The 25245-nt window shown below is 55.0% G+C and carries 26 protein-coding genes; 9 read left to right on the top strand and 17 right to left on the bottom strand.

Annotated features, from left to right (window positions below):
• Positions 1–616: 616 nt before the first annotated feature.
• Positions 617–1006: a VOC family protein gene (locus PUV47_RS12810; RefSeq protein WP_274218963.1), complete on the bottom strand. Its 390-nt coding sequence runs from the start codon at positions 1004–1006 to the stop codon at positions 617–619.
• A gap of 85 nt (positions 1007–1091) precedes the next feature.
• On the opposite strand from PUV47_RS12810, the gene soxR reads away from it, so the two are divergent.
• Together soxR and PUV47_RS12800 are read left to right on the top strand one after the other, a co-directional pair.
• A complete protein-coding gene (gene soxR, locus PUV47_RS12805) occupies positions 1092–1583 on the top strand; it encodes a redox-sensitive transcriptional activator SoxR (RefSeq protein WP_274218962.1) in 492 nt (163 codons plus the stop codon).
• Positions 1580–2041, top strand: coding sequence for a GNAT family N-acetyltransferase (locus PUV47_RS12800; RefSeq protein ID WP_274218961.1), 462 nt, complete (start codon positions 1580–1582; stop codon positions 2039–2041). Before soxR ends, PUV47_RS12800 begins: the two co-directional genes overlap by 4 nt.
• Positions 2042–2107: 66 nt before the next feature.
• Here the strand turns inward: PUV47_RS12800 and PUV47_RS12795 are convergent, their stop codons facing one another.
• From PUV47_RS12795 to PUV47_RS12770, 6 genes are all read right to left on the bottom strand, one after another.
• Positions 2108–2938 carry an inositol monophosphatase family protein gene (locus PUV47_RS12795; RefSeq protein ID WP_028481622.1) on the bottom strand — a complete coding sequence of 277 codons (831 nt, stop codon included), beginning with the start codon at positions 2936–2938 and terminating at the stop codon, positions 2108–2110.
• On the bottom strand, positions 2938–3777 hold the full coding sequence (locus PUV47_RS12790) for a glycerophosphodiester phosphodiesterase family protein (RefSeq protein ID WP_274218960.1): 840 nt from the start codon (positions 3775–3777) through the stop codon (positions 2938–2940). The genes PUV47_RS12795 and PUV47_RS12790 overlap by 1 nt, the downstream gene beginning before the upstream one ends.
• A 27-nt stretch (positions 3778–3804) precedes the next feature.
• The gene (locus tag PUV47_RS12785; protein WP_274218959.1) at positions 3805–4869 is read right to left on the bottom strand and encodes an ABC transporter ATP-binding protein; all 1065 of its coding nucleotides are present in this window, start codon (positions 4867–4869) and stop codon (positions 3805–3807) included.
• 2 nt (positions 4870–4871) lie between these two features.
• Positions 4872–5783: a carbohydrate ABC transporter permease gene (locus tag PUV47_RS12780; protein WP_274218958.1), complete on the bottom strand. Its 912-nt coding sequence runs from the start codon at positions 5781–5783 to the stop codon at positions 4872–4874.
• A complete protein-coding gene (locus PUV47_RS12775; RefSeq protein ID WP_274218957.1) occupies positions 5780–6664 on the bottom strand; it encodes a carbohydrate ABC transporter permease in 885 nt (294 codons plus the stop codon). Before PUV47_RS12775 ends, PUV47_RS12780 begins: the two co-directional genes overlap by 4 nt.
• 69 nt (positions 6665–6733) lie before the next feature.
• A complete protein-coding gene (locus PUV47_RS12770) occupies positions 6734–8038 on the bottom strand; it encodes an extracellular solute-binding protein (RefSeq protein ID WP_274218956.1) in 1305 nt (434 codons plus the stop codon).
• Between the two features lie 185 nt (positions 8039–8223).
• On the opposite strand from PUV47_RS12770, the gene PUV47_RS12765 reads away from it, so the two are divergent.
• A complete protein-coding gene (locus PUV47_RS12765; RefSeq protein ID WP_337994503.1) occupies positions 8224–9396 on the top strand; it encodes an ROK family transcriptional regulator in 1173 nt (390 codons plus the stop codon).
• A 170-nt stretch (positions 9397–9566) separates the two neighbouring features.
• On the opposite strand, the gene PUV47_RS12760 is transcribed toward PUV47_RS12765, so the two are convergent.
• The 5 genes from PUV47_RS12760 to PUV47_RS12740 form a co-directional block, all read right to left on the bottom strand.
• Positions 9567–9992, bottom strand: coding sequence for a DUF134 domain-containing protein (locus tag PUV47_RS12760; protein WP_274218955.1), 426 nt, complete (start codon positions 9990–9992; stop codon positions 9567–9569).
• A gap of 81 nt (positions 9993–10073) precedes the next feature.
• Positions 10074–10496 (bottom strand): PaaI family thioesterase, encoded by a 423-nt coding sequence (locus tag PUV47_RS12755; RefSeq protein ID WP_274218954.1) that lies wholly within the window; start codon positions 10494–10496, stop codon positions 10074–10076.
• A 242-nt stretch (positions 10497–10738) separates the two neighbouring features.
• On the bottom strand, positions 10739–11569 hold the full coding sequence (locus tag PUV47_RS12750) for a siderophore-interacting protein (protein ID WP_274218953.1): 831 nt from the start codon (positions 11567–11569) through the stop codon (positions 10739–10741).
• Positions 11570–11845: 276 nt separating this feature from the next.
• Entirely contained in the window at positions 11846–13348 is a 1503-nt protein-coding gene (locus tag PUV47_RS12745) for an NCS1 family transporter (protein ID WP_274218952.1), read from the bottom strand.
• Between the two features lie 411 nt (positions 13349–13759).
• On the bottom strand, positions 13760–14149 hold the full coding sequence (locus PUV47_RS12740) for a winged helix-turn-helix transcriptional regulator (protein WP_274218951.1): 390 nt from the start codon (positions 14147–14149) through the stop codon (positions 13760–13762).
• A gap of 85 nt (positions 14150–14234) precedes the next feature.
• Between PUV47_RS12740 and PUV47_RS12735 the strand changes: the two genes are divergently transcribed.
• Positions 14235–15113 (top strand): alpha/beta hydrolase, encoded by an 879-nt coding sequence (locus PUV47_RS12735; protein ID WP_274218950.1) that lies wholly within the window; start codon positions 14235–14237, stop codon positions 15111–15113.
• Positions 15114–15206: 93 nt separating this feature from the next.
• Here the strand turns inward: PUV47_RS12735 and PUV47_RS12730 are convergent, their stop codons facing one another.
• Positions 15207–15866, bottom strand: a complete 660-nt coding sequence (locus tag PUV47_RS12730) for a type 1 glutamine amidotransferase domain-containing protein (protein WP_274218949.1) — start codon at positions 15864–15866, stop codon at positions 15207–15209.
• 116 nt (positions 15867–15982) lie between these two features.
• On the opposite strand from PUV47_RS12730, the gene PUV47_RS12725 reads away from it, so the two are divergent.
• Positions 15983–16879 carry a LysR family transcriptional regulator gene (locus tag PUV47_RS12725; protein WP_274218948.1) on the top strand — a complete coding sequence of 299 codons (897 nt, stop codon included), beginning with the start codon at positions 15983–15985 and terminating at the stop codon, positions 16877–16879.
• Positions 16880–17001: 122 nt separating this feature from the next.
• The gene (gene pdxY, locus PUV47_RS12720) at positions 17002–17859 is read left to right on the top strand and encodes a pyridoxal kinase PdxY (protein ID WP_274218947.1); all 858 of its coding nucleotides are present in this window, start codon (positions 17002–17004) and stop codon (positions 17857–17859) included.
• A gap of 61 nt (positions 17860–17920) precedes the next feature.
• Here pdxY and PUV47_RS12715 read toward each other — a convergent pair whose 3' ends face one another.
• Positions 17921–18430, bottom strand: coding sequence for a hypothetical protein (locus PUV47_RS12715; RefSeq protein WP_274218946.1), 510 nt, complete (start codon positions 18428–18430; stop codon positions 17921–17923).
• Positions 18431–18709: 279 nt separating this feature from the next.
• On the opposite strand from PUV47_RS12715, the gene PUV47_RS12710 reads away from it, so the two are divergent.
• Positions 18710–19183 (top strand): fasciclin domain-containing protein, encoded by a 474-nt coding sequence (locus PUV47_RS12710; protein ID WP_274218945.1) that lies wholly within the window; start codon positions 18710–18712, stop codon positions 19181–19183.
• A gap of 150 nt (positions 19184–19333) precedes the next feature.
• Here PUV47_RS12710 and PUV47_RS12705 read toward each other — a convergent pair whose 3' ends face one another.
• A complete protein-coding gene (locus PUV47_RS12705) occupies positions 19334–20230 on the bottom strand; it encodes a dienelactone hydrolase family protein (RefSeq protein WP_274218944.1) in 897 nt (298 codons plus the stop codon).
• A gap of 265 nt (positions 20231–20495) precedes the next feature.
• Here PUV47_RS12705 and PUV47_RS12700 point away from each other — a divergent pair, with 265 nt between their 5' ends.
• Both PUV47_RS12700 and PUV47_RS12695 read left to right on the top strand, forming a co-directional pair.
• On the top strand, positions 20496–22376 hold the full coding sequence (locus PUV47_RS12700) for a glycosyltransferase (RefSeq protein ID WP_274218943.1): 1881 nt from the start codon (positions 20496–20498) through the stop codon (positions 22374–22376).
• A complete protein-coding gene (locus PUV47_RS12695) occupies positions 22373–22738 on the top strand; it encodes a hypothetical protein (protein ID WP_274218942.1) in 366 nt (121 codons plus the stop codon). Before PUV47_RS12700 ends, PUV47_RS12695 begins: the two co-directional genes overlap by 4 nt.
• Before the next feature lie 68 nt (positions 22739–22806).
• On the opposite strand, the gene PUV47_RS12690 is transcribed toward PUV47_RS12695, so the two are convergent.
• Both PUV47_RS12690 and PUV47_RS12685 read right to left on the bottom strand, forming a co-directional pair.
• Positions 22807–23790 carry a TRAP transporter substrate-binding protein gene (locus PUV47_RS12690; protein WP_274218941.1) on the bottom strand — a complete coding sequence of 328 codons (984 nt, stop codon included), beginning with the start codon at positions 23788–23790 and terminating at the stop codon, positions 22807–22809.
• Positions 23791–24197: 407 nt separating this feature from the next.
• Positions 24198–25193: a TRAP transporter substrate-binding protein gene (locus tag PUV47_RS12685; RefSeq protein WP_274218940.1), complete on the bottom strand. Its 996-nt coding sequence runs from the start codon at positions 25191–25193 to the stop codon at positions 24198–24200.
• Positions 25194–25245: the final 52 nt, after the last annotated feature.

The raw sequence follows: 25245 nt of genomic DNA, 5'->3' as shown, positions 1-25245 counted from the left end.
TGATCCCTGTCAACATGCATGTGCAAGCAATTTTATGAACTTTCGATGGCAAAGCGTGCTCGAAATAAGGCCTAAAGCTGCGAGGTACCCACAACAAGGCGGCAGGAACAGGCGCTAACCTATTGAAAATGCGTAATATGCGTTTTCACGCCCGCTAGGCATCCCTGAATTTTCGTAGAACTAATGATATGCGTGAATCTACGTGCCACCCAAATCTTGCATGCATTAGACACTTAAGCATCTGAATATACGTGTAACCACACGGCGCGCATGTCTGAGAGCTATGCAAGGCGTGAGCCGAGCCTTGGGAAAACGGCATAAAAAAGGGACCGCGCTCGTGTATTCAACACAAACACGGTCCCTGCTCAATTGGTAGGGGTAGCTTGGATCTCATGCTGTTGCGGGAATCAAACCTCTGATTCTCGATTAGCAAGACGGCCGGAAGGGCAGGTGGCGTTGCCAATCTTGCCCCTCAGGCCCATTGGGGCATTCGTTTTTCGGGCGACAGCCGCAATCTGAATACCAAAGCGGATCATAGTCCCGACGCTTCAACATTCGGTCCGGAGATCCGGAACGCAGGCGAGCGAGCGTGCCAATGAAGCTTGAAAAACTGGCGTTACGAAACATAGCTCACAACCTCAAACTCGATTTCGTCATCATCATGAAAATAGAAGCGGCGCCCCGGCTCATAGTCCCCGTGATTGTGGGTTTTGATGCCATCAGCCAGAATGCGCTTTTCCGTTGCATCCAGGTCGTCAACCACGATGGCAACGTGGTTCAGGCCACCACGGGTGATGTAAGTGTCTTGTCCAGGCAGCTGATCCACATCGGGCTTTGCGTAGAGTGCGACGTAGCTGTTTTCATTGCCAACGTGCACCGCATAGCCTTTGTCTTTGGCAGGACCGGACCATCGCACATGCCAGCCAAACCATTTAATCAGTCTTTCAGCGGTTGCATCCGGATTGGTGACGGTGAAGTTTACGTGTTCCAAAAAGCTTGTTGTCATCTCGTTTCCTCGGGGTTTGACAGCAGATGACATCCTGTTTAATTCCTCAAGTTAAGTTGAGGTCAAGGACTTTTTTGGGGGTGCTGTGAAGACTGCGAGGAGCCCGGATCTGCTGACGATTGGCGAGTTGGCAGATAGAACCGGCCTGTCCGTTTCCGCCATCCGGTTTTACGAATCCAAGGGACTTGTGACGCCAGCGCGCAATGCAGGCGGTCAACGCCGTTTCATGCGCGCCGATATCCGGCGTCTATCGCTCGTACTTGTTGCGCAGGAGTTCGGTTTTACCATTGCCGAGATTTGCGAACAGATGGCAAGTCTCCCCACAGGGCGTGCGCCCACAAAGAAGGACTGGAGCAAACTCAGCACGCAATTTCGACGCCACCTTGATGAACGCATTGCAAAAATGACCCGACTTCGCGACAAGCTCGACAGCTGCATTGGCTGCGGGTGTCTGTCGCTGCAGTCCTGTAAACTTTACAATGCGGGTGACGCTGCCGCCGCTTATGGCCGTGGCCCGCGCTACATCATTGGCGACAAGCCCATTGTCACAGAACCCAAGGATACAACCAAGGCATGACGAGCCTCTCTCAAAACCGGCGTATCATCCGCCCAGTTACGCTTCAAGACTATGAAGAGGTCGTCGATCTCTATTTCCAGCTGACGGAAGGCCGCCCCGTTGCTTCAGGAGCAGAAGGTCGTACCCACTTCCAAAAGCTGCTCGCGCATCCGGGAACGGTGATCTTTGGCGCAGAAGTTGATCGCTGCATCCGATCCATGGCAACGCTGCATCTCTTGCCCAACATGACCACCCTTGGCAGGCCTTACGCGCTGGTTGAGAACGTGGTCACTCATGAGGCATACCGCGGGATCGGACTGGGAAGGGCTGTCTTGGAAGCCTTGATCGCGGCTGCTTGGGCAGAAGGCGCCTACAAGATCATGCTGCTGACCGGCAAGCAACGGACGGCCGTTCAATTCTATGAAAAGATCGGATTTGTTGCTGACCAGAAGCACGGGATGGTTCTGCGCCGCGATTGAAGGAGCGGGAGCCCACGTGAAAAGCCCGGTTCCATACATTACCAAGAACCGGGCTTTTTAGATTGCTCAAACCTGCAAGGCAGGCCGTAGACGCGAGAGCGCGTCCTCCATCATTTGCGGACTTGCGGCAGTCAGCAGCATGCCCTCAGACATGGTTGGACGATACCGCTCGCCAGTAATCAACTGCGCCGCGCCTCCCGCTTCTTCAACAATAAGCGCCCCCGCTGCGTGGTCCCATGGCTTCAGGTTGGCAGCCAGGCAGAAGCCAATTCGGCCTTGCGATACCAACCGATACTCGTGACAGGAACACCGCAGGGAGTTAAGGCGATTGAACTCCGACAAACGCGCTCCGACCGCCAGACGCTGGTCAGGCGACAGCAGGTACAAGGGCACCATGCCAGTAAGAAGCCCCGGCCCCTCAAGACTGGAGATCTTTCTGGTATGACCCGCTGCTGTTTGAAACCGGCTGCCAGCACCTTTTTCCGCGCAGATCCAGTCATCCAGAACTGGGTCATAGAGCAGGCCGAATACCGTCTCACCCTTGTACGTAACGGCGATAATAACGCCGAAGGTCGCAAGGCCATTGGCGTAATTCCAGGTCCCGTCAACGGGATCGACAATCACGCAAATGTCTTCACGGTCAATCAGGGAGAGCCGGGACGGATCATCGGAGACCGCTTCCTCACCCACCACAGCAGCACTCGGCAACAGGCGGCCCACAGCCTCAGTCAGGCGCTCTTCAGAGCGTTTGTCAGCGATGGTCACCAGATCATCGGGCGCAGTCTTGCTGTCGATCTGCGTGGTTTCCAAGTTCCGAAAGCGCGGCATGATCTCTTCACGAGCGATCTGCCGCACTTCGTTGATCAGCGCTTCATAAAAGGCTGGTGTCAGCTTCATCAAGCTACTTTCGCCAGTTGGGAGCGGTAAGCCTGAAGGGCTTCCGGCTCGTCGGTTTGAATAACACTCACACCTGCGTCCATGAGACGGCCCCATACGGCTGCAGGTTCTTGCGCACCCAATGTGTCCGTCAGGCCGCAACAGGCAACACCATCCAGCGTGTTAACCCAGACAGCCAGTCCCGCCTCACGAAAGCGGTCCGCCCGTGAGGCAATGGTGTTCAGGTCATCAAACTTGGTTTCAACGATGGAAGCACCCGTTTCAGCAAGCAAATCAATGAGTACGTCCACATTGTGCGCTTCAAAGCGTGTCATTGGCATGACCATGACCCCATTGGCCTGTTGCAGTTCCAGCAGGAGTGACGCTTGCTCGGCGGTCTGCACCTTCACCTTCAAGTCCACATGCTCGCTCATGCCATAGTCTGAGACGAGCCGGGACGCATCGGTAAGATCGCGGCCGATCTTCACATCGATGTCGAGATAGACACGGTCCTTGGCCGCTTCCAGAGCCTCTCCAAGTGTCGGGATCAGGTGCTCCGTGAAGGGTTGGTTTTCACCACCATCGCGCGCCTTGAGACGCAGCTCTTTCAGCTCCGCGATGGTCAGGCTTTCAGCAGGTACATCCATGCCGGCCATACGCTCCAGAGTGTCATCGTGGCAAATGAACAGAACATCATCACGAGAGCGGCGCACGTCGATCTCCACGATTTCATAGCCTGCTTCAGCCGCGTTGAGGATCGACTGGACGGAGTTCTCAGGTGCGTTGTGCCACGCGCCCCGGTGGGCCACGATGGTTGGGGTAGCACGGACGCCGCGGATAAAGTCGCGATAAGGTTTCATCTCAATATCCTTTTGTTCTTGATTGGCTTAGTCGCTGCGAAGGGCGTCGCCCGTGGCGGCGTCGAAAAAGTGCAGCTTGTCTTCTGGGATGGTGATATGAACCCATTCACCACCGCGAATGGGTTCGCCCAATTGCGTTGCAAGGCGCAGGGTCTGACCGTTCTCCATCTCCACCACCATGGTGCTGTGGGAGCCAAGATCTTCCCTGTAGGCCACGTGCACTGGAATGCCGCTTTCCGTAACCTTGATGTGTTCCGGCCGAATGCCGACTGTCACATCCCCGCTGGTTTCAGTTGCCGCAAGGCGCACACCACCCACGCTCACCGCACCGTTCGAGGCTTGAGCCTCAACAAGGTTCATGGGAGGGGAGCCTATGAACCCCGCGACAAAGGTATTGGCAGGCTTGTGGTAGATGTTGTTCGGGGTGTCAAACTGCTGAATGCGACCGTGATTGAGGATCAGAATGCGGTCAGCCAGCGTCATGGCCTCAACCTGATCATGGGTTACGAAAACGCTGGTTGCGCCAATGCGGCGGTGCAGGGACGACAGTTCCATGCGCATGTCGTGACGCAACTTGGCATCCAGATTTGACAGCGGTTCATCGAACAGAAGCACCTGCGGTTCACGCACGATCGCGCGGGCAATCGCAACACGCTGGCGCTGTCCGCCGGAAAGCTCTGAAGGTCGGCGATCAAGGTAGTCACCCAGATTCACGACGTTTGCAGCCGCCTGAATCCGGCTGGTGCGCTCATCCTTTGGCACACCAGCAACCTTCAGCGCGTAGCCAATGTTGTCTGCTACGCTCATGTGCGGGTAGAGGGCATAGTTTTGGAAAACCATGGCAAGGCCACGGTCCTTGGGCGGGATGTCTTGCACCTCGCGCGACCCGATCATGATCTTGCCACCGGAGACTTTCTCAAGACCGGCGATCATGTTGAGCAAAGTGGACTTCCCACATCCGGACGGACCGAGAATTACCGTGAACTCGCCAGATGCAAGGTCGGCAGTGAGGCCCGGAATGACCGGCGTTTTGCTGTAGGTCTTTTGCAAATCGACCAGATGAATGCCTGCGGCATGGGCTAAAGCGGTCATGATTATTTCTCCGAGAGAACCAGCCCGCGCACAATGAGGCGCTGGGTCAGGGCGATCAGAACGAGCGGGATGGCGGTGACCATGATGGCGCCGGCCATTTGCAACGGGAAGTTGGGGATCTCGTCTTCTCCCATGCCGCTATCCAATGCGGTGAGGCCCACCACAGCGGTCTGCATGTCGGGAGAGGAGATGGAGACCAGTGGCCACATGTAGGCAACCCACCCACCAATAAAGAGATAGATGAACAGGCTGAGCAGCGGTCCCTTGCTGAGCGGCAAAAGAATGTCCACCATGAAGCGCAGAGGGCTCGCCCCATCCAGAGTGGCCGCCTTTGCGAGATCCACCGGAAGGGTCTTGAAGTACTGCACCATAATCAGCGTGCCAGTCCCTTGCGCCATCAGTGGGATCGCAGCACCGGCGTAGGTATTGAGCAGGTTGAGCTGCAAATCCAGTGGCGCTCCGAAAAGAGTTTCCCAGGCACCACCCAGATTGGCCACCGCGTTGATGGGCATGGCAACGTTGGCCGCGACCTGATAGGCCGGGATCACCATGAGATCGAGCGGCAGCATGATGGAGGCGAGCACCGCAGCATAAATAAATATGCTGTAGCGCGGCGCAAAGAACACCACCGCGTAGGCCGTGGTGAATGCCAGAAAGCAACGCCCGAATGCGGAAACGAAAGCCACCACGAAACTGTTGAAGGTCTGCCGTGGCAGGAGCGTGAGTTCCCAGACTTGCTGGAGGTTTTCAAAAAAGTGGGTCCCAGGCACCAGCGAAAAGTTGTTGCGCAGGAAGTCGCCATAACTTTGCGTTGCCGTGATGACCACGAAGACAAGAGGTGCCAGAACAAAGGCACAGCCAGCCAGAAGAAGCAGTGTCGCCGTGGTGTTGATGGAGCGGGTATCTTCAATCATCTTTCGTATTTCACCCGTTTTTCGACGACCAGATACTGGAACGCGGTTACGGCAGCGACGACGATCATCAGCATGGCCGTTTGTGTGGCTGCACCGGACAGGTCGTAAGCTTTGAAACCATCCACGTAGATCTTGTAGACAAGCAGATTGGTGGCGCCGCCAGGGCCGCCTTGGCTCATTGTGTCGATCAGTGCGAACGAGCCAGACAGACTGTCAGCAATTTCCAGCACCACCACGATGAAGAGCTGCGGGGTTAGCAATGGCAGCTGAATGTCAAACAACCGCCGCCATGGGCCCGCCCCATCAATGGCTGCCGCTTTGTGAAGCGTGTCTGGAATGGATTGCAGCCCGGTAAGCAGGATGATGAAGGTGAACGGGATCGCGCTCCAGATGTTGGCGATGTAGATCATGATCCACGTATGCACCGGGTTGATGCGTGGGTTCCAAAACCCCGGAAACATCTCGTTCAGCGGCGCAAGAATGCCCATGAACGGGTTGAAGATGAACAGAAAGATGACACCGATAGAGGCAGCAGCAACAGCCTTTGGCCAGATCAGGACGTTGCGCGCCAACGGCGACATGCGAATGCCGCGATCGGCAGCAAGTGCAAGGACCAGAGCACAAATGATGGAGGTGGAGGACGCCACAACCATGTAGGTCAGCGTGCGCCAAAGCGACGTCCAAAATTCAGGATCGCTCAGGACACGCTCAAAGTTCTGCCAGCCCACGAACTGGGAGCCGCCACCAAAGGGGCGCTCCAAATAAAACGACCAGAAGAACGCCAGAAACACCGGCAGATAGAAGAAGAAAAACAACACCACAAGCTGCGGACTAGCCAGCCAGAGCGGAAGCCATTTGTTTCTGTAAAAGCGGTTTGACATGGAAGTCGGCCTTTAACGGGAAAAGGGGGCCGGATGCACCGGCCCGCCATGGTTCGCGTGATTGGGGAGTTAAGGCAGTTCAACGCCGCGGTAGGTCTGTTCGAAGCGACGCAGCAGGGCATCACCACGGGCCTTGGCTGCATCGAGGGCCGCCTGCATGGTCTGGCCGCCGTTAAAGGCCTTTTGGGTTTCTTCCATGAAGATGTCGCGGAACTGCACGTAGAAGCCAAGTCGCAGGCCACGGCTGTTCACGTCACCCGGCTGGTTCAAGGAGTTCACGCCCATTTCGGCGGTTGCAAACTCTTTCATGTCCGCCTTGCCGCTTTCTTTAAGCTTGGTCAGCGCTGACTGGGTGACAGGCATGTAACCGGTCATGCGGGTGAACTCGATCTGCACGTCATCCTGGCGCAGGTAGTTCAGGAACGCTTTTGCAGCTTCCAGCTTTTCGCCTTCGTGGCCCTTCATGACCCACAAGGACGCGCCACCGATCAGGGTGTTGCGGCGCTCAACTCCTTCATACATTGGCGCCATTGCGATCTCGACCTTGTCGCCCAGAGCTTCAAAGGCAGAACGGTAGGAACCGGTAGAGGCTTCCATCATGGCGCATTCGCCCTGATTGAAGGCAACGTTGTACTTGCCTGCCTTGGTGTCCTGATTGAGCTTAAGGAGGCCTTCTTCGCGCCACTGGGCAAGGTTGTTCAGATGGTCAGCAACCGGGCCTTCGTTAAAGATGTATTCGGCATCCAGACCGCCGTAACCGTTGTTGTTGGAAGCAATTGGCGCACCGTGACGGGCAGAGAACTGCTCCAGAACGCGCCATGGATGCGCATCTGTGGTTACAGGGCATTCGTGGCCAGCTTCCTTCAGCTTGCGCGCCGCTTCAACCATTGCCTCATAGGTGGCCGGCACTTCGGTAACACCAACTTCGCCCAGTTGCTCCATGTTGGCATAGAAGATCAGCGTGGAGCCGTTATATGGCTGGGAGAACAGCTCACCCGTGGAGGTCTCGTAGTAAGAGCGTGCACCAGTCAGATAGTCGCCCCAATTGACGTCTGGCATGATGTCCTGAACTGGAACCACAGCATCTGAAAGCATCAGATCCAGCGTGCCCGCATCAAAGAACTGAATGAGAACCGGGTGCTTGCCAGAACGGTAGGCCGCGATCGCCTTCTGCATGCCGGCTTCATAACCACCCTGACCGATGCAGTTTGCAGTGTGTTCTTCCTGAGACGCGTTGAACGCATCGCAAGCGGCCTGAATTGCAGTTTCTACAGAACCGGTGTTGCCGTACCAGAATTCGAACTGCGCAGCGTTAACCGCTGTGGCTGCAGTGGAGAGCATCAACGCGGATGCTGCGATCTTCAAGAGTTTCATTTGCGCCCCCAAATTGTTTGGACCAGAAGTGAATTGGCGCGGCAGTTATCACAGTTTCGGTGTGACAACATAATGACACATAAAGTGTGATAATAAGCTCAAACTTAAGAAAACTCATGGGAAACAGGCGACAATCCAGAAAGATAAATCTTTCATGACGCCATTTCCACACCTATGCTGTGATAATGGTACATCTGTCCTACACTCCACGTCATTTGATTCGAGCCCCATTTCTAAGAGGGGGCCGCAATGCCGACGTCGCCTCTCGGAATGAGCGTCATCTGCTTTCGGAAATTCACCGCAAGCCGGGGCTGGCGCGGGCGGAGCTGATCAGCCACCTAGACCTGACCCAGCAATCAGTGCATCGCTTGGTCGAAACGTTGGCGGAGCGTGGCCTATTGAGGATCGGCGATCCGGTTCCACCAAAGGGGCGAGGGCAGCCGAGCCCGGCCGTGTTCCTCAATCCGGATTACGCCTACACCCTCGGTATCTCCGTGAACACGGACAAGGCGGGTGTCTGCCTTATGGACTTCGCCGGAGGCCATGACACCCTAACCGTTGATATCGAAGGCCTGAACAGAGAAACCGCACTGGACCGAATAGAGGAGGCCGTCGCCAAGCTGATTACGTCCTCTGGTCGTTCGGAAGACAAACTCTTTGGTGTTGGCTTTGCAATTGCGGGCTATCACGTTACCGGGACACAGTATAATGCACCGCTGCCTTTGCAGGATTGGTCCCTCATCGAGCTGGGCCCCTTGCTTTCCGGCCGCTTTAAAGCGCCGGTCTGGCTCGAAAATGGGGCTAACGCAGCTGCAATCTGCGAAAATCTCATGGGGGTGGGACGGCACATCTCCGACTTCGCCTACCTGTCATTCAACTATGGCTTCGGCGGCGGCGTCGTCGTCAACGGCAAACTCATGCGCGGCGCTCATGGCAACGCCGGTGAGTTCAGCGGCATGTTCGATGATGAAAACAACTACAAACGACCGGCACTTGAACTGCTGATCCGACGCCTGAATGAGAATGGCGTCTCCATTACCTCTGTTGACCGATTGAAACGCGAGTTCAATCCAGATTGGCCAGGGGTTGCCGAGTGGATTGAGGAAGTGGTGCCGAACTACAACCTCATGATGAACGCCATCTGCGCCATTGTTGATCCGCAGGCCATTGTCTTTGGGGGCGAAATACCCCGCGCTTTGGCCGAGGCTTTCATCGCCCGAACCCAGTGGTTCAGTCGTCCCAGATATGGCGTGCCAAGGGTGGTAGCCAAACCGATCATCTCCGAAATAGAACGGGATGCATCAGCAATCGGCGCAGCGGCACTGCCGTTTACCTCGGAATTTTTCCGCGGCAGTTAGATTTTCGGCAACGCTGCCGCTCATTGCAGCGTGGATGGAGCTGTTTGGCTCCGCGAGCGGCAACGTTGCCTTCTCACGAGAAAGAAAACCGGGAGGAGGCCCGACGAGAATGGGCCTGGGACTTTAAGGTTTTCCTTCTCGTTTCCCTGATGCAGGTGTTTGACAGCAGCTCAAAGATCGCTTTCGCGCGCATGTACAGGCTCGACTTCCTCAGTCACCAAGGAAGCGCGCCCGCAGAACCCACGACGGCGGCGCATTCTGCGGCAATGACCGTTGTCCTCGTCCTCGATGAGCCCTGTTCCTTCGAGAATCTCGACCTCTCCACCCTCAATTTTGAGCGCAAGCCCCTCTGTCAACGCGGTCGCCACCGTCGTGCGCGCGTGCGAGACGAGGCGCGAAAAGGTCGGGCGGGAAATACCCATCAGCTCGGCGGCCGTTGCTTGCTCCAGACCTTCCGCATCAGCGAGCCTCAAGGCTTCCAAGCCATCTTCTGGCAGCACAACAGCTCTCAGCTCTCGCATCGGGATGCCTTGCGGCTTGTAAAAGCGGACGCGGGTTTCTTCCTGGATGCGGCGCATCTTTCTTGGACGTGGCATTGTTGGCACTCCGTGTAATGAACTTATGTTCACTATAATATCCAGACCCTGAGTCGCGCAAGGATAATGAACATAGGTTCATTACATAGGCCCGCGCGGCAGGAACTTGCCCTTGGCCCACGCGAGAACATCCCCAGTCTCACTGCGAACTTCAGCAACAAGCAGGTGAAGATTACGGCGCTGCCCTTCACGTTTGGCGCGCACGCTAAGATTGCCCTCAACAGGGACAGGCTTTACATAGCGCACTTGAAGCTCAGCGGTGACGGCCTCCACGCCCTCAAAAAAAAGCAACTGCGCCATGGCACCGTCCAATAAGGTAGCAATCACACCGCCATGAACCTGACCGGCATAGCCTTGCACTTTGGTACTCGGCATGAACGGGGCTGAGACGGTCCCGTCTGAACTGGCAGAAAAACGCAGCGCTAAACCGTTCTCGACATTTTGTCCGCACACGCAGCACCCGCTGTGGGAACTCGGTGTATTGATGAATGCAGGATGGGACATGGTGCACTCTCTCTCGATTTGTTTATCGGAGCGCTGGACACGAAAAAGGGCCCAACGCTGGGTTAGGCCCTAACTTTAGATCCCACGAGTCAAGTGCGCCATGATTTAGAACATATGTTCATAATTACCATAGACAGCAAGCGTGTATTGTTGGTTCAGTGCGTCCCCTTGAGAGCCACTAACCATGTCGGCGACATACGGATCACCCTATCTGGGGAGTTGCGCGGAAAATTGTGAAAGCGTCAAGCTGCTGCAGCGTCCTCGCGCTTCATCTTCTGGTGCTCATCTTCAACAAGACCGATTTTCCAATAGCCCGAGATGTAAGTATCCTTGGCAGGAAGGCTTTTTTCTTTCAGCAAAAACTCGCGAAAACCCTTGATCACACTATGCTCACCTGCAATGCAGGTCTGGATCGGACCGTCGGGCCAGCTGATCGACTTCAGAAGATCAAGCTGCGCGGTTGACGGTTTGTGCGGGTCCGGATTGATGAGCCAGCGAACATCGAAGCCTTCGGGAATATCAATCGCCTGCTTGTCGTCCTCCGACATCACTTCGAAAATGGCGATGCCTTTCGCGTCCCGTGGCATGGCTTCCAGAGCCGCCGCCGCAACGGGCAGGGCGCTCATGTCCGCCGCGACAATGTAGTAGCGGGCGTAAAACAGCGACATCTTCACGGGCCCCGGTCCCATCAACATGAGATAGTCGCCCGGCTTGGCAGCCTGCGCCCAACGTGTGGCCGGCCCTTCATCACCGTGGGCAACGAAATCAATGTCCAGTTCCTGTGCCTCTTCGCGATAATGGCGGATGGTGTAGGTACGCACAGGGAAGGTGCCTTTTTTCGGCGGTCCCTCCTCAAAATGCGAGAGAAACTCCGCTTTGCTCCCCATGCCCTCTGGAAAAATAAGTTTGCAATTTGCCCCTTCCCGACCCTTCGGAAAGTCCTTGAGGCCGCCACCAATGAACGTGACGCGGATCATGTTCTTGGTCAGGTATCGAGCAGACTTGACCGTCAGCAAGCGGGGTCCACGTTTTTCAGAGGGCTGTGGCGCAGGCGCGCTGGGGGTTGGTGCCATTGTCGTGGCTCCTTTCTCCGGCATTGTTCTGTAGGTTTTTCTGGAATATGCCTAATAAGTTGAATTTCATACTCATATTTATTTCCAAGTACGCAGAAACGCAATACCCCATAGAAAGTTAGCCCGATCAAGGTGCAGCAGTGGATGTCCGCAGTCCTCTTTTAGGCGTTCGCGCGAGAAGGCTCGGGCTGGGTCTCTGCGCTCGCACGGGAAAAAAGAAAACCCGGCGGAAGACGCCTCCCACCGGGTTTCAATTCTCTTCATTTGCGGCAAAGCCTAGAGGTCTTCACGGGCCAGCGCATGTGCAGGAATTGCTGAGGTTTCCATCTGCACCATGCCGTTGCCTTCTACATAGACCCAGTTGCGATCGATGCTGGTGGCCAGATATTTGTCCATGTCCGGATGTTCCACTTCGTCCTGCTTGAAACGCGGCAGAACCCAAGCCTTCATCAGGAGGTAGTAAAGCCCAAAGCCAACCGGGAAGCCCACCAGATAGGAGTAGTCGATGAAGGCCACCGCCAGCACACCGCCTACAGCCCATGCAATCAGACCCGCCGGGTTCCAGCCGCCAAAGTAGCGGAATTGACCTTCTTCTTCAAAAAGATCCGGCACGTTCAAGCGGCGACGGCGGATGACAAAGTAATCGCAGATCATGATGCCGCCGAGCGAAGCCAGCATTCCGCCGTAGAAGCTGAGGTAGGTGAAGAGGTGATCAAGGATCAACCACGGCATGGCGATGGTGCCCACGATGGCCGCCAAAATCAGACCCATGAAGTAGTTGATCCACGGCGCGCCTGCGTTGATGAAGGTCAGCGCGGCCGGAATAAGGTTCGCACTGGTGTTGGTGGACCATTGCGCCAAGACGACCATCACCAACAGCACCACAAGAGTGAAACCCGCCCCTTGGCTCTGGATCACGGCGATTGGGTTCCAATCTCCGGCAGCGATAAAGGAAATAGCGCCGATAAAGGCAATCCAAACCTGCACCACAGGAAGCGCGAGAAACTGCGCGGCGAAGATGTTCTTGTTGCGCTTGAAGAAGTTCTTGGTGCCGCTCTCAACCTTGATGAAGCGCGTGATGTTAGGGATATCGACCGCTAGGGACGACCAGAACGCCATGTTTGCTACCAAAAGCGCGACCACTGACATTTCCGCGTCACCCACGAACGTCCAGATGTCCTTGCCACTTGCCGTCGCCAGGTTGTCCAGCGTGAAGTACATCCATACGGAGATTGCGAGGATGGCAGGCGCGGCAATCTTGGCCAGAAGCTCAACCGCGCGAATGCCCATGGCGGTGTTTGCCACCTGAAGCACCGCAAACCCGATGTACCACGGCACCCAGTTATCAAAGCCGGTCAGGTGCGCAAAGATGCCGTTCAGAGCCAGCGCACCAAGGTAAGTCTGGATGCCAAACCAGATCGCCGCCACCACGCCGCGTGTGATGGAGGGGATGTGGGTGCCAACCGTACCGAACGGCGCACGCAGGTAAACCGCGAAGGAGATACCATGCTCTGTACCGATGTCTGCGGTCATGGCCATGACAACACCGAGAAGCACATTGGCCGCGAAGATGGTGATCAGAACAGTGGAGAGCGGGAGGCCAGCTACGCCGCCTGCGCCAAGCTGGAATGTGGCGATGATCACCGCCATGGAAATCCAGAGACCGATATATCCTTTGTTGGAAATGGCGCGTTGATTGAGCCAAACGGGAAGGATTGCCTGTTCAAGTAGGCGTGACTTGCCATACGAAGTCTCATTCAGAACTTCGGTTTGCGCCATAATTCTGTTCCTCAGCAGTATAAAAATGTCTAGTGCAGATAATAAAATAGCCGGCACCAGTAATGCTTAAGCATTACTTGGATATGCGCACGAAAAAGCGCAGCACTGACCATTGCCAGTAACTACACTAGACGCACATGTGGACCCGATCCGGCCCGACTAAATTTTGCTGCTGAAGTCAGCTCTTTAACCTGATCTTCAAAAACGCGCAAGTACCCACATGAGATATTTTAAAGAACTTGAACTTGGCTGTTTGCCCCGCGACAATCATCTACCGGCAAGCCAAAGAGAACGTTGGGGCAGATCTCATGGAACAGCCATGACCGAGGCGGCGCAGCTTAGCCACTTAACAAAGCCAAATAGCAAGTCAGCGCCTCGGGAGGGGGAATCGAACCCGTTTTTACGTGCCGCTCAACCAGCCTCTTGAAAAGCAGGATCAAGTTTGATTTCTCCGCTTCTTACCCGCTCCACCACCACCCCTTCAGCCCAGGTTTTGAGCGCAGTGATAAGCGGCACAAGTTCCTCTCCTTTGGGTGTGAGGGTGTATTCAACCCGAAGCGGCATCTCATCATAGAGCTTGCGGGTCAGCAGACCGTCGCTCTCAAGGTTTTTCAGCGACTGTGTCAGCATTTTCTTTGAAACGCCCTCGATCCGGCGATGCAAGGCACCAAAGCGCACCGAGCCCTCGGCCAATGCCACGATGATGAGCATGGTCCATTTCTCGCCAATTCGGGTCAGTAGACCTCTGGACGGACAATGCGCCACAAAAGCGTCTGCTACCGGATTTTCAGGTTCTTGCATGGTTACCTCAAGGTACCTAGTTGACTGTAGAGACTCAAGCTTACACCTTGCAACCAATCTCTCATCAAGTAAAGAGGATGGCCTGATGACAACACCAGAGCGTATCGTGTTTTCGGTCGAAGGAGTGAAGGTGGTTGGGGATCTTCACCTTCCCGAAGGCAATGGTCCTTTTTCCTCTGTACTCGTTGCGGGGCCCATGACATCCGTCAAGGAACAGGTCACCGGCACTTATGCCCGCGCTCTTGCCGCACACGGTTTTGCCGCGCTGGCAATCGATCACCGTCATTATGGTGAAAGCGGTGGGGAGCCCCGCCAATGGGAATACTATCCGCACAAACTGGCGGATCTCGTTGAAGCGGTGGCTTGGTTGAAAGCAGATGCACGCGTGAACGCAAACAGGATTGGGGCGGTTGGCATCTGTCTTGGTGCGGGCTACGCATTGCAAGCTCTGGCGGGTCATCCGGATGTGAACGCCATCGCAGCGGTCGCAGGGTACTACCGGGATGTACCAGCCATGCAGGCGGCTGACCCGGAGGGTTTTGCCGACCGTGTGGCGCAAGGGAAAGCGGCGCGTGAGCACTATGAAAAGACCGGTGAGGTCGAACTCATCCCTGCCGTCGCACTGGAGGGAGACGCGGCAATGCTGCTTCAGTCAACCTATGACTACTATGCAGGCCGCGCCAGGCACCCAAACTACCGAAACGAGTTCGCCGTCATGTCGCGTGAGGCGTTCCTTCAGTTCGATGTGCAGTCGGCAGCTTCCAAGGTGAAACAGCCTTTCTTGATGCTGCATGGCCCAAATGCACTCAATCCATCGTGGGCGGAGAAGTTTTTCGACAACGTGCAGGGCCCAAAGGAACGAGCCTTCCTCACCTCAAAGGGACAGACGGACATCTATGATGACCCAAAGATCGTAGGCCCGGCCTCGGCGCACATTGCCCAATTTCTGGAGGAGAACCTATAGGGGCTGCACGTTTTCTGTAGGAATACCAAACGAAAACGGCGCGCTCGAAGGCGCGCCGGTTGGTCTTGAGCCGATTGTGGGGCTTACACCGCGTTACGCCAGCGCCTCTTTGAGGAGTTCGGCCACTGCAGCTGAAGACTGAGGGTTCTGACCGGTAATCAAGTTCCCGTCTCGCACCGCCTTGGGCGTCCAGTCATCAGAACGCTGGTGGATAGCGCCAAGTTCGATGAGCCGGGTTTCCAGCAAGAACGGTACATTCTTGGTCGCACCTGCGGCCTCTTCTTCGCTGTTGGTGAAGGCAGCCAATGTACGTCCCTTGACAAACGGCAGGCCGTTTTCGTCCCGCATTCCGCCAAACACCGCGGGCGCATGGCAGACACTGGACACCACTTTACCTGCCTTGTCGAACGCGAAGATCAAATCATGAAGCTTCTTGTTGAACGGCATGTCGAACACGGTGCCATGGCCGCCCGGCATGTAGATCGCATCAAATTCCTCCGCTGAGAACGCCTCAAAGCTTGGCGTGTTCTCAAGCTTCGCAATCGCAGCCGCCCATGCTTCTTTTTGCTCTTCAGAAGGCGCACTGTTCGGATCCACTGGCACTTGCCCGCCAACGACAGATGAGACTGTTACATCGTGCCCCGCGGTTGCGAGTGCCATGTAGGGCACGGCAAATTCTTCCAGCCACAGGCCGGTTGGCGTACCATCAAGCATGAAAGGGTTGCTGGTCAGGACAAACAGGATCTTGCTCATGGGGTATCTCCTTAAATAGGTGCGGGTGAGCGTGTTCTGTAAGTGGAGATAAGCCCGCCCTTTGTATTTCTCAAATTTATCCTGCTTATTCTAGATATTCATGATAGGAATATCTTATGCGATATGACCTGAACGCCATGAGAACATTCGTTACTCTGCTTGAGGAGCGCAGCGTGAGCCGTGCTGCGGAACGACTTGGGATCACGCAACCAGCGCTCAGCAACAGTTTGGCACGCCTGCGCGAGCTTCTTCAGGACCCACTGTTCGTTCGCGAGCGTTATGGCATGCGGCCAACAGAGAAGGCGGAGACCATTGGTCCTGTCATCGCTGAGGCACTGCGCCAGATTGATGGCGTAGTACAAGCGCAGCAGGACTTCGACCCACTCAGCGCCCACCGGCATTTCGTTATCGCGGCCAACAGCTACGTTGAATTCATCCTGATACCCGACCTCATGGCCCGCCTCAGAGAGCTGGCACCACACATCTCGATCCGGGTCATTCCTTTCGGAGCCAGCATATCCGAAAGTGGCTTGATGTCCGGAGACACGGCTTTTGCCTTGGGACGGATGGTAGACCCGCCGGACAATCTGGTGGTGCACCGCTTGTTTGAGGATGGCCTCCATTGCGTTGTGCGGGCAGACCTGCCGGGCATAGGAGACAGGCTGACCAAGCAACACTATGAGAACCTCAAGCATGTGAACGTGCTTCCGCCCGGCACATTGAAAGCAGGGTTGTTTCAAGTGCTGGAGCGGGAGGGATTGCACCGCGACCTTGCGGCGTCCCTTACCCACTTTCTGTCCGTGCCAGATCTCATTGCGGCAACGGATTACTGCGCGACCCTGCCGGACCGGGTATGCGAGCGACTCAAGAGCGATCCGAGACTGAAGATTGTCGCCCCGCCGGTGGACCTTGGACGGTTTCCGGTCGAGCTGGCCTGGCATAGCCGCTACCGCACCGATCCCGCCCACCGGTGGCTGCGCCGATTGATCACAAAAACCTTTGGAGAACTCTAAAATCGCGGTATTTGCACTGAGAGATATCTGCTGGTTTTTAGGGGGTAAAGCGGCTAGGACAAAGATATCTCAGAGATACTTCTCCCATTCTCGAGAAGCTCACGACTAAGAAGGGGCTGTCTATGAGCATTCTGTCGATCCAATCTCACGTGGCTTTTGGCCATGTTGGAAATGCCGCTGCGGTGTTCCCGCTCCAGCTGATGGGGCAAGACACCTGGCCAATTCATACGGTTCAGTTCTCCAACCACACGGGCTACGGCGCATGGACCGGACGCGTGTTTGATGGTGAAATGATCCGCGAACTCGTTGATGGCATTGAAGCGCGTGGAGCGCTGCCAAAATGTGATGCCATTCTCTCCGGTTACATGGGCGGCGCACCGATCGTGGAAGCGGTCGTTGACACCGTATCGCGCGTGCGGGCCGTGAGCCCAGAAGCAATTTACTGCTGCGATCCCGTGATGGGGGATGTGGGCCGAGGCATCTTTGTTCAGGAAGGCATCCCTGACCTGATCATCAACAAAGCCATCCCGCAAGCCGATATCATCACGCCAAACCTGTTCGAGCTTGAACTGGCTTCAGGACGCACCGTGAAGACCTTGGCAGATGCTCTGGAAGCAGCCCACGCGCTGCGCGCACGCGGGCCAAAGGTTGTGGTTGTTTCGTCCCTGCTGGTTGAAGAAACCGCAGACGACAGCATCAACGTTCTGGTTGTTTCCGGCGAGGGTGCTTGGATGGTGAAGACACCAATCCTTCCATTGCCAATCGCGCCAAACGGCGCTGGCGACATGTTGAGCTCTCTGTTTCTGGGCAATACGTTGCGCGGCTACAGCCCGGATGAAGCGCTGAGCCGCACTGTGTCCGCGCTCTATCAGGTGCTCAAAACCACCTTGGAAGAAGGCACCCGCGAGCTGCAGATTGTCAAAACCGGCTTCAAGCTGCTTGAGCCTGACACCTTGTTCAAGGCTGAGAAGGTCGCCTGATCCAGCCAAACGGCACATGACGCAAGGCGGGCAGGGGAGCGCTTTCCTGCCCGCCTTTTTGTTAGTACTCTACGCCTTTGAAGTTGTAGTGCACCAACGGATCCGCGCCGGGCGACAGGGCCGCACTTGGGGTGTAGATCGTGCCATGGTGTGACGTGCGACGCTCAAGATCTTCGGCCAAGTTATGCGCAAACCGCGTGTCGGCGGCCTTTTCACCGCACACAGACAAAATCACTTTGTTCTTCCGGTAGCCCATATCCATGAGCATGCTCGCCACATGATGCGGCTGAAGGTTCGGGCCGGGCACTGACGCATTGGGCCGACCAATCTCATGGCCATCTCCGTAGCCAGCAAACGCAATGCACTGATCCATGTCAGTGGTCATTTGGGGCGGGCTCTCCATGGGGAGCCACTGTCCATTTTCCGGATCATAAATGGCGTAGCCCTTTTCGCTGTGCACCTTGTAGGAGTAAACGGCTTCAGCCCGCGGCTTGTGTGACATGCCAAGTGTTTCGGTCGCTGCACCAATGATGCTTGGGTCATTTGCAACTACCACAATAAAATTACCCATGGGGCCCTCCAGATTTTTGTTGGCATCTGGAGGGACGAGAAAAGGCACCCGCTTGTGACCGATGTCATGCCAGCAGGGTTAACCAGTCGTTTTCAATAGGGCCTTGACGTGATGAGAAAGGCCTTCATTACGAAGCAAGAAAGCGTCTAGATCATTCAAATCGCAGCGGCATTTAAGCACAAACTTGTGACCAGCCTCCACACCGATTTTTAAAACCATACCGAGCAAACCTGTCGTAGAGGGTCACGTCAATTACATAACCACTTGGAGGTTAGCCCCATGAAGTTTCTAAAGGTCACCGCAGCCGCCGCACTGCTTTCTGCTTCTGTTGCATCCACCGCCCTTGCTGCCAACATCGTTGACACTGCCAAGAGCGCTGGTCAGTTTAACACTCTGCTCGCCGCTGCAACGGCCGCCGGTCTGGTAGAAACCCTGTCCGGTCCGGGCCCCTTCACTGTGTTTGCCCCAACCGATGAAGCATTTGCCGCGTTGCCAGATGGCACCGTAGAAAGCTTGCTTCAGCCAGAAAACAAAGATCAGCTTGTCGCCGTGCTGACCTACCACGTCGTGGCTGGGAAGGTTATGTCCTCCGATCTACAGGACGATATGACGGCAACGACCGTGCAGGGTAGTGATATCACCATCGATTTGGACAACGGTCCAATGGTGAACGATGCGAAGGTCGTTTCCGCAGATATCGAAGCGGATAACGGTGTCATCCACGTCATCGACAAGGTGATCTTGCCGAAATAAAGGTCGGGCTCAAGCCGGAACGATCCGGCCAGCCGCTAACTGCGGCTGGCTTTTTTTGCGTTTTCGCTCTGGCCTCTACAGCACTTCGACAAGGCCTTGGTTTAGTTAGACGAAAGTCGGCAAAGCCTTGATACTCTAGGACCGCAACCTTTAGGACTGCAGCTTCTCCTTGAAAAACGCCAATGTGCGCTTCCATGCCAACTCTGCGGCCTTCTCATCATACCGCGCCTCAGAAGTGTCGTTGTTGAAGGCATGGTTGACGCCCTCATACATGTAAATGGTGAAGTCCTTGCCGTGATCGGTCAACGCACTGCGGAAGTCCTCAATGCCCGCGTTAATGCGGTCGTCGAGCCCTGCGTAGTGCAGCAAGAGCGCGGCGGAGATCTGCGGCACCAGTGTTGTGTCTGGTTGCCTGCCATAATAGGAGACCGCTGCTTTAAGCTCCGGCGAAACCACGGCGAGATTGTTCACCAGATAGCCACCCCAGCAAAAACCAATAGCCCCAACCGCGCCTGTGCTGTCCGCTCTGATGCCGAGATAGGCCACGGCTTCCTCTGCATTTTGCAGGGTCTGCTGCGCGTCAAGAGCACGGATCTTTTGCCGGGCTTCATCCTCGTCGTCCGGCGTGCCGCCAACAGGAGAGAGGAAGTCTACCGCCATTGCCATGTAGCCCGCGATCGCAAGGCGGCGGGCGACATCTCTCAGGTGCTCATTCAAACCTCGGTTTTCATGCACCACGAGAATGGCGGGCAGCTTGTCCGTGTTGCCTGCCGGGCGCACGAGGTAGCCCTCAACCTTGCTTGTTGCCCCCTGAAAGCGCACTGTCTCACTCGATATGCGACTGTCGTCCGGTGCAACGAGAGCAGCCCGAGCCCCGTTAGCCTGTAGCAAAGGCACAATGGCTGCAGCAGCTGCGCTGGAACCGGCGAGCTTGTTCAACTGCCTCATGAAACCACGCCGGTCCAAAGTAAGATGAGTGTACTCGTCATAAGCCTTGATCATCTCTTGAGTAATCACAGGGCGGCTGTTTGGTGAGGTCTTGGACATGACAGGCTCCGAGAAGGGCGCTTGGCGCACTCGTTTTCTTTGGAGCTTAATGGGTCATTCCCTAAGGTCAACGGATATGATCACCCTCCTGCTGCTGAGGTTAACAAGACCATCAGCGAGGGGCACCGGCACCGATTTTTCTCTCCCTCAGTGCCATTAGTCAATTACGCCTAGTGCCACGCTGCGGGCCATTTCACCCAGAAGTCGGCGTCTGTGAATCCGACTAATACTTGCATCAGGTTTATTCACGACTTGGTGCCATCACATGCTTTTCGACTTTACTTTAGTGACCGCTGTGCGCCTGCATGATGGGAACCCCTGGGTCGCAGAGCGGCTGCGCAGAATTGGACGCTATTACACCGCTTTACCGCCGGTCATTGTTGTAGATTTCGGTTCTGAAGAGCAGTTCGCTACAACGATCCAAGACATCTGCAAGGAGCATGATTTCCAATATGTTCATGTTCCGGATCATGGCGTCTTTTCTTTGGCGCAGGCTCGAAATGCTGCCGTCGAGCACGTAAAGACTCCATTGATCTTTTTTACCGACCCGGACTTCTTTTTGTTCCGCAATAGCTTTGAACGCCTGCAAGGGCTTTCGAAGGATCTTCACCTTTGCGAAAACATGGACCGCATCATCAACTTGCCTGCCTATCATTTATCAAAGGCAACGACAGAGGCCTTTGATAAAGCCGAAGATAGTGATGCATTCTTGAACAAACTGGCGTTCAACGGCCTCTTTGAAAAGTTCGGCGGTTCATTCGAGTTCGTTGCACCCTATTCAAACATCTTTTTGATCCATAAGGACTACCTGAAGCTGGTGGGCGGATGGAACGCGATCTTTCGCGGCCACGGCTCTGAAGACTTCGACTTTCTGTTGCGTGCCATGCTGTTAACAGGCGACATCCCTCTTGCAAATGAACCGGGCTTTCATGGCTATGGTCCAACAAAGGGGCGCTTTTTCCATACGCGCGCTTACAGGGGATACCGCAGGATGCTTGAGGTCCTGAGCCTTCCCGCAGAACTCAGCGGCCTAAAGGCATTTCACCTTTGGCACGATAGAAATAAATCAGATCAATGGTTTCGACAGAATGACTGGAAGCGCGACAATCTCACTCGTGTGATGGAACCTTACCTGCAGGATCGCCGAAAGCTCTTGGAGCAGGACTTCCTTCCCACCTCATACAAGCCCTCGGTGCTTTGCATCATCAAGGATCCAGCCCACTATGAGTACCACCTGCCGCTCAAAAGCGCTGGCTACAAGTTGATCACCATGGGTGACTTTAGTGACACAAGCTTGAAATGGGCGACCAAGCTTATCAAGAGCCGCGCTATCGACGCGCTGGCAATCTACAATCCCTACATGAAAAGCCATTCGAGAGCCAAACCGTTGTTTGACCTTGCAAAACAACTTGGCCTTGAAACGTTGGTGATCGAAAGAGGTGCGCTTCCAAGCACAATCTACTACGCTGACGACATTTGCTATGCATCAGAAGATTTCTCCAAGGCCCGCTTTAAAGCTTACGAAGCAACGCCGGAACACCAGAGTGGCGCGAAGCAGTACATGGCTCAACTTCGAAAGGGAGCAGACACTTTGGAGGCGAACGCACCTTATGCGGCGACCCTTTCCAAGTATCCGCCACGCACTTGGAAAGGAAAACCCACTTGCTTCATCCCACTTCAACTGGAAGACGACACTGCAGTTACGCTTTTCAACGAAGGTTTTGAGAGCTATCAGAGTTTCCTTGACCAACTGCCCCAGCTTTGCAATCGGCATAAAGACACAACATTTGTCATCAAGCCTCACCCCTTGTCTAAACAAAGTACTCGGTTCGAGGCACCCAACGTCGTTTGGGCGGATCAGGAAGACAACATTCACTGCCTTCTGGAGCTGGCTCAGGCTGTGATCTGTTACAACTCGGGCGTAGGTTTGCTGGCGCTGTTACACGGCAAGCCCACCATCACTATCGGAAACGCCTTCTACAACCTTGTTCCAAACGCGCTCGTTGCATCTTCCACGCAACATGCATTCGTCCTGGCGAGCAACAGACCTGCGCCACCGAACCAGCCAGACCTCGAAAAACTGTGCGCATGGTTCCTGTACCAACGGTACAGCAGATTTACAGCAGATTTACAGCAGAGGATGTGATCAAAGAAACCAGTTCAAGGAAGATCCATCACTACAAGCGTATCCGGGTTACAGAACTGGCACTCTCCGGAAGTCGGCACACTCTCCCGTGGCAGGGCGAGGCACCGAGCTATGAGGCCTTCAGCTATGGCGGCGCGCGCGTGGGTATGCTTCATGAGGAACCGCAGCCCTTTGGAAAGCGGAGGGCCGAAGCCTCCCTCAAGAGCGCCAAGCACAAAACCGAGTTGGCAGTGGTTTCTCTGTTCTGGAATGAGGCGCAAGTTGAAAAGTACCTGACCGACCGCAAGGCATTTTTCGAGCAAGGCTCAAACAGTCTCGCCAGCAGATTGTGCTCGGCGTACATCAAGCTCTTTCCAGGTTGACCCAAAAGCAAAAAGGCGCCCCGGATGAGGCGCCTTCTTAAAACTCAGCTCAGTAAACCCGAGGGGTCTTACTTGGCCATGCCCTTGATGCGTTCGATCAGGTCTGCAAGCTGATCAGACTTTGCAGCCAGCTCTTCGTGCATTGGCAGAACTGCTTCAATGAACGGACCCTTTTCAACTTCGATGAACTTCACACCCAGCTCGTCCTGAGCGATCTGCGCCATCTTCTTGGTCTGCTCGTTGTAGATGTCGCGGTGGTAAGCCATCATTTCCTTACCAGCTTCCTGCAGTGCTGCCTGCTGATCTTCAGGCAGAGTGTCCCAAACCTGAGAGGAGATCATCAGAACACCTGGGATCATGGTGTGTTCGTCCTGAGAGTAGACTTTAGCTACTTCACCGTGACGTACGTCAACCAGAGCCTGCGGGTTGTTTTCAGCACCATCTACGACGCCCTGCTGCAGTGCGGAGTACAGCTCACCAAATGCGATTGGTGTAGGTGCACCACCGAGCAGTTCAACCATCTGAATAGCGGATGGGGAAGGCTGCACGCGGATCTTCATGCCCTTCAGATCTGCAGGTGTTCTGATTTCCTTGTTCGCATAGAACGAACGGGAACCATCCACCATGAATGCCAGGCCGATGAAGCCCTTGTCCTTGGATGCCATGAAGATTTCATCGGCAACGTCAGACATCAGAACGTCAAAGTAGTGTGGCTCGGACTCGAAGATGTAAGGCAGGTTCATGACGCCGTATGTAGGCTCGAAAGCTTCCATTTCAGCAGCGTTGGAACGAGCCATGTCGAGAAGGCCGTTCTGCACCAGTTCAACGGACTCACGCTGAGTGCCGAGCTGGGCGTTAGGGAAGATGCGCATCTTCAGTGCGCCGTCGGTCTTTTCTTCGACCAGGTCAGCCATGTACTCGAGAGAAATGTGAGCAGGGTTCTCTGTAGGCAGGTTGTGGCTTACACGCAGCGTCTTTGCGTCAGCGGTAGTCGCGCCAACCATCACGACTGAGGTCAGAAGCGCGCCGAGAAGATGTGTCTTGCGGAACATTAAATATTTCTCCCGTTGTATTCGTGGCCATCTGGCTCAGGGTACAGACGATCACCCTCGTTTACCCCAAGTGAGAATCGACTGCATGGGAGGAGATATCAAACCTTTTGCCCCATTTGGTCAACCTATTTTGATGCGCCTTAGTGTTATCACCTAATATTTCAAGGTGGGTCTCGCATGCGGAAAAACTGAATAATTCACTACAAAATCAGCATTTTTCAGCGCATACGTTATCTGACTGCCTTACCATACAAGAAAGGCCAGTCGTTAATATTGGACAACCACTTGATGAATGCGCGTGGAACTAGCGTCATGCACCCATCTCTTTCAAAAGGATATGTCCAAATTCTGCACGGGTTGTGACACCTGCAAATTTCTCTTCGATCTAGCTTAACAGAATGCCTCAGCTACTGACTAGCTTGGGAAGCTTTGGCATTGATGCGCTGAAGCAAGTCCGCCATCTGCTCGGACCGCCCTGCAAGCTCCTCATACATGGGCTGCACGGCCTCGATGAACGCCTCCTTGTTGACCGAAACAAACTCAACACCAAGCTCAGTCCTAGCTTCTTCGATCACCTTTTCCGTCTGCGCGTTATATAGCGCGCGATGATAATCCATCATTTCGCGCGCAGCTTGCCTCAGCGCCTCTTGCTGCTCTTTGGGCAACGTGTCCCAAACGCGCGTTGAGATCATCAACACACCCGGAATCATGGTGTGCTCATCCTGCGAATAGACTTTGGCAACCTCCCCATGGCGCACCTCAATCAGCGCCCGCGGGTTGTTCTCGGCACCGTCAACCAGTCCGGTTTGAAGGGCAGAATACAGCTCACCGAACGAGATCGGCGTAGGTGTCCCGCCCAACAGCTCGACCATCTGAATGGAAGAGGGCGCGGGTTGCACGCGTATCCGCATACCTTCGAGATCTTTCGGAGAGTTGATCGGGGTATTGGCATAAAATGAGCGGGAACCATCCACCATGAAGGCGAGGCCAATAAAACCCTTCCCTCTTGATGCCTCAAGGATCTCATCGGCGATATCGCTTGTCAGCACATCATAATAGTGCTGTTCACTCTCAAAGACGTAAGGCAGGTTCATGACCGCGTATGCAGGTTCAAACGCTTCCATTTCTGCGGCGTTGGAGCGGGCCATATCAAGTAACCCCTCCTGCATCAACAAAACGGTTTCCTTCTGCGTACCAAGCTCCCCCTCTGGAAAAACCCGAATGCGCAGATCACCATCCGTGAGCTCCTTTACGCGATCAGCTAAAAATTCCAGAGAGACATGCGCAGGATTCGCCGTAGGCAAATTGTGGCTCAGCCGCAACAATTTGGTGTTGGCCGCCACTGAAGAGGCAACCAGACAACTTGAGATGACAAACGAGAGAAGAAAGGGGGTCGCTCGCATTCTTTTTGTTTCTCCCAAGGGGATTTTAGCGCACACACCAGATTTACGCGTT

The organism is Pseudovibrio exalbescens, from assembly GCF_028737195.1.
In the GTDB taxonomy this organism is placed as follows: domain Bacteria; phylum Pseudomonadota; class Alphaproteobacteria; order Rhizobiales; family Stappiaceae; genus Pseudovibrio; species Pseudovibrio zosterae.
Note: the sequence above shows the minus strand (reverse complement) of the source record. Positions and strands in the feature narration are given on the sequence as shown.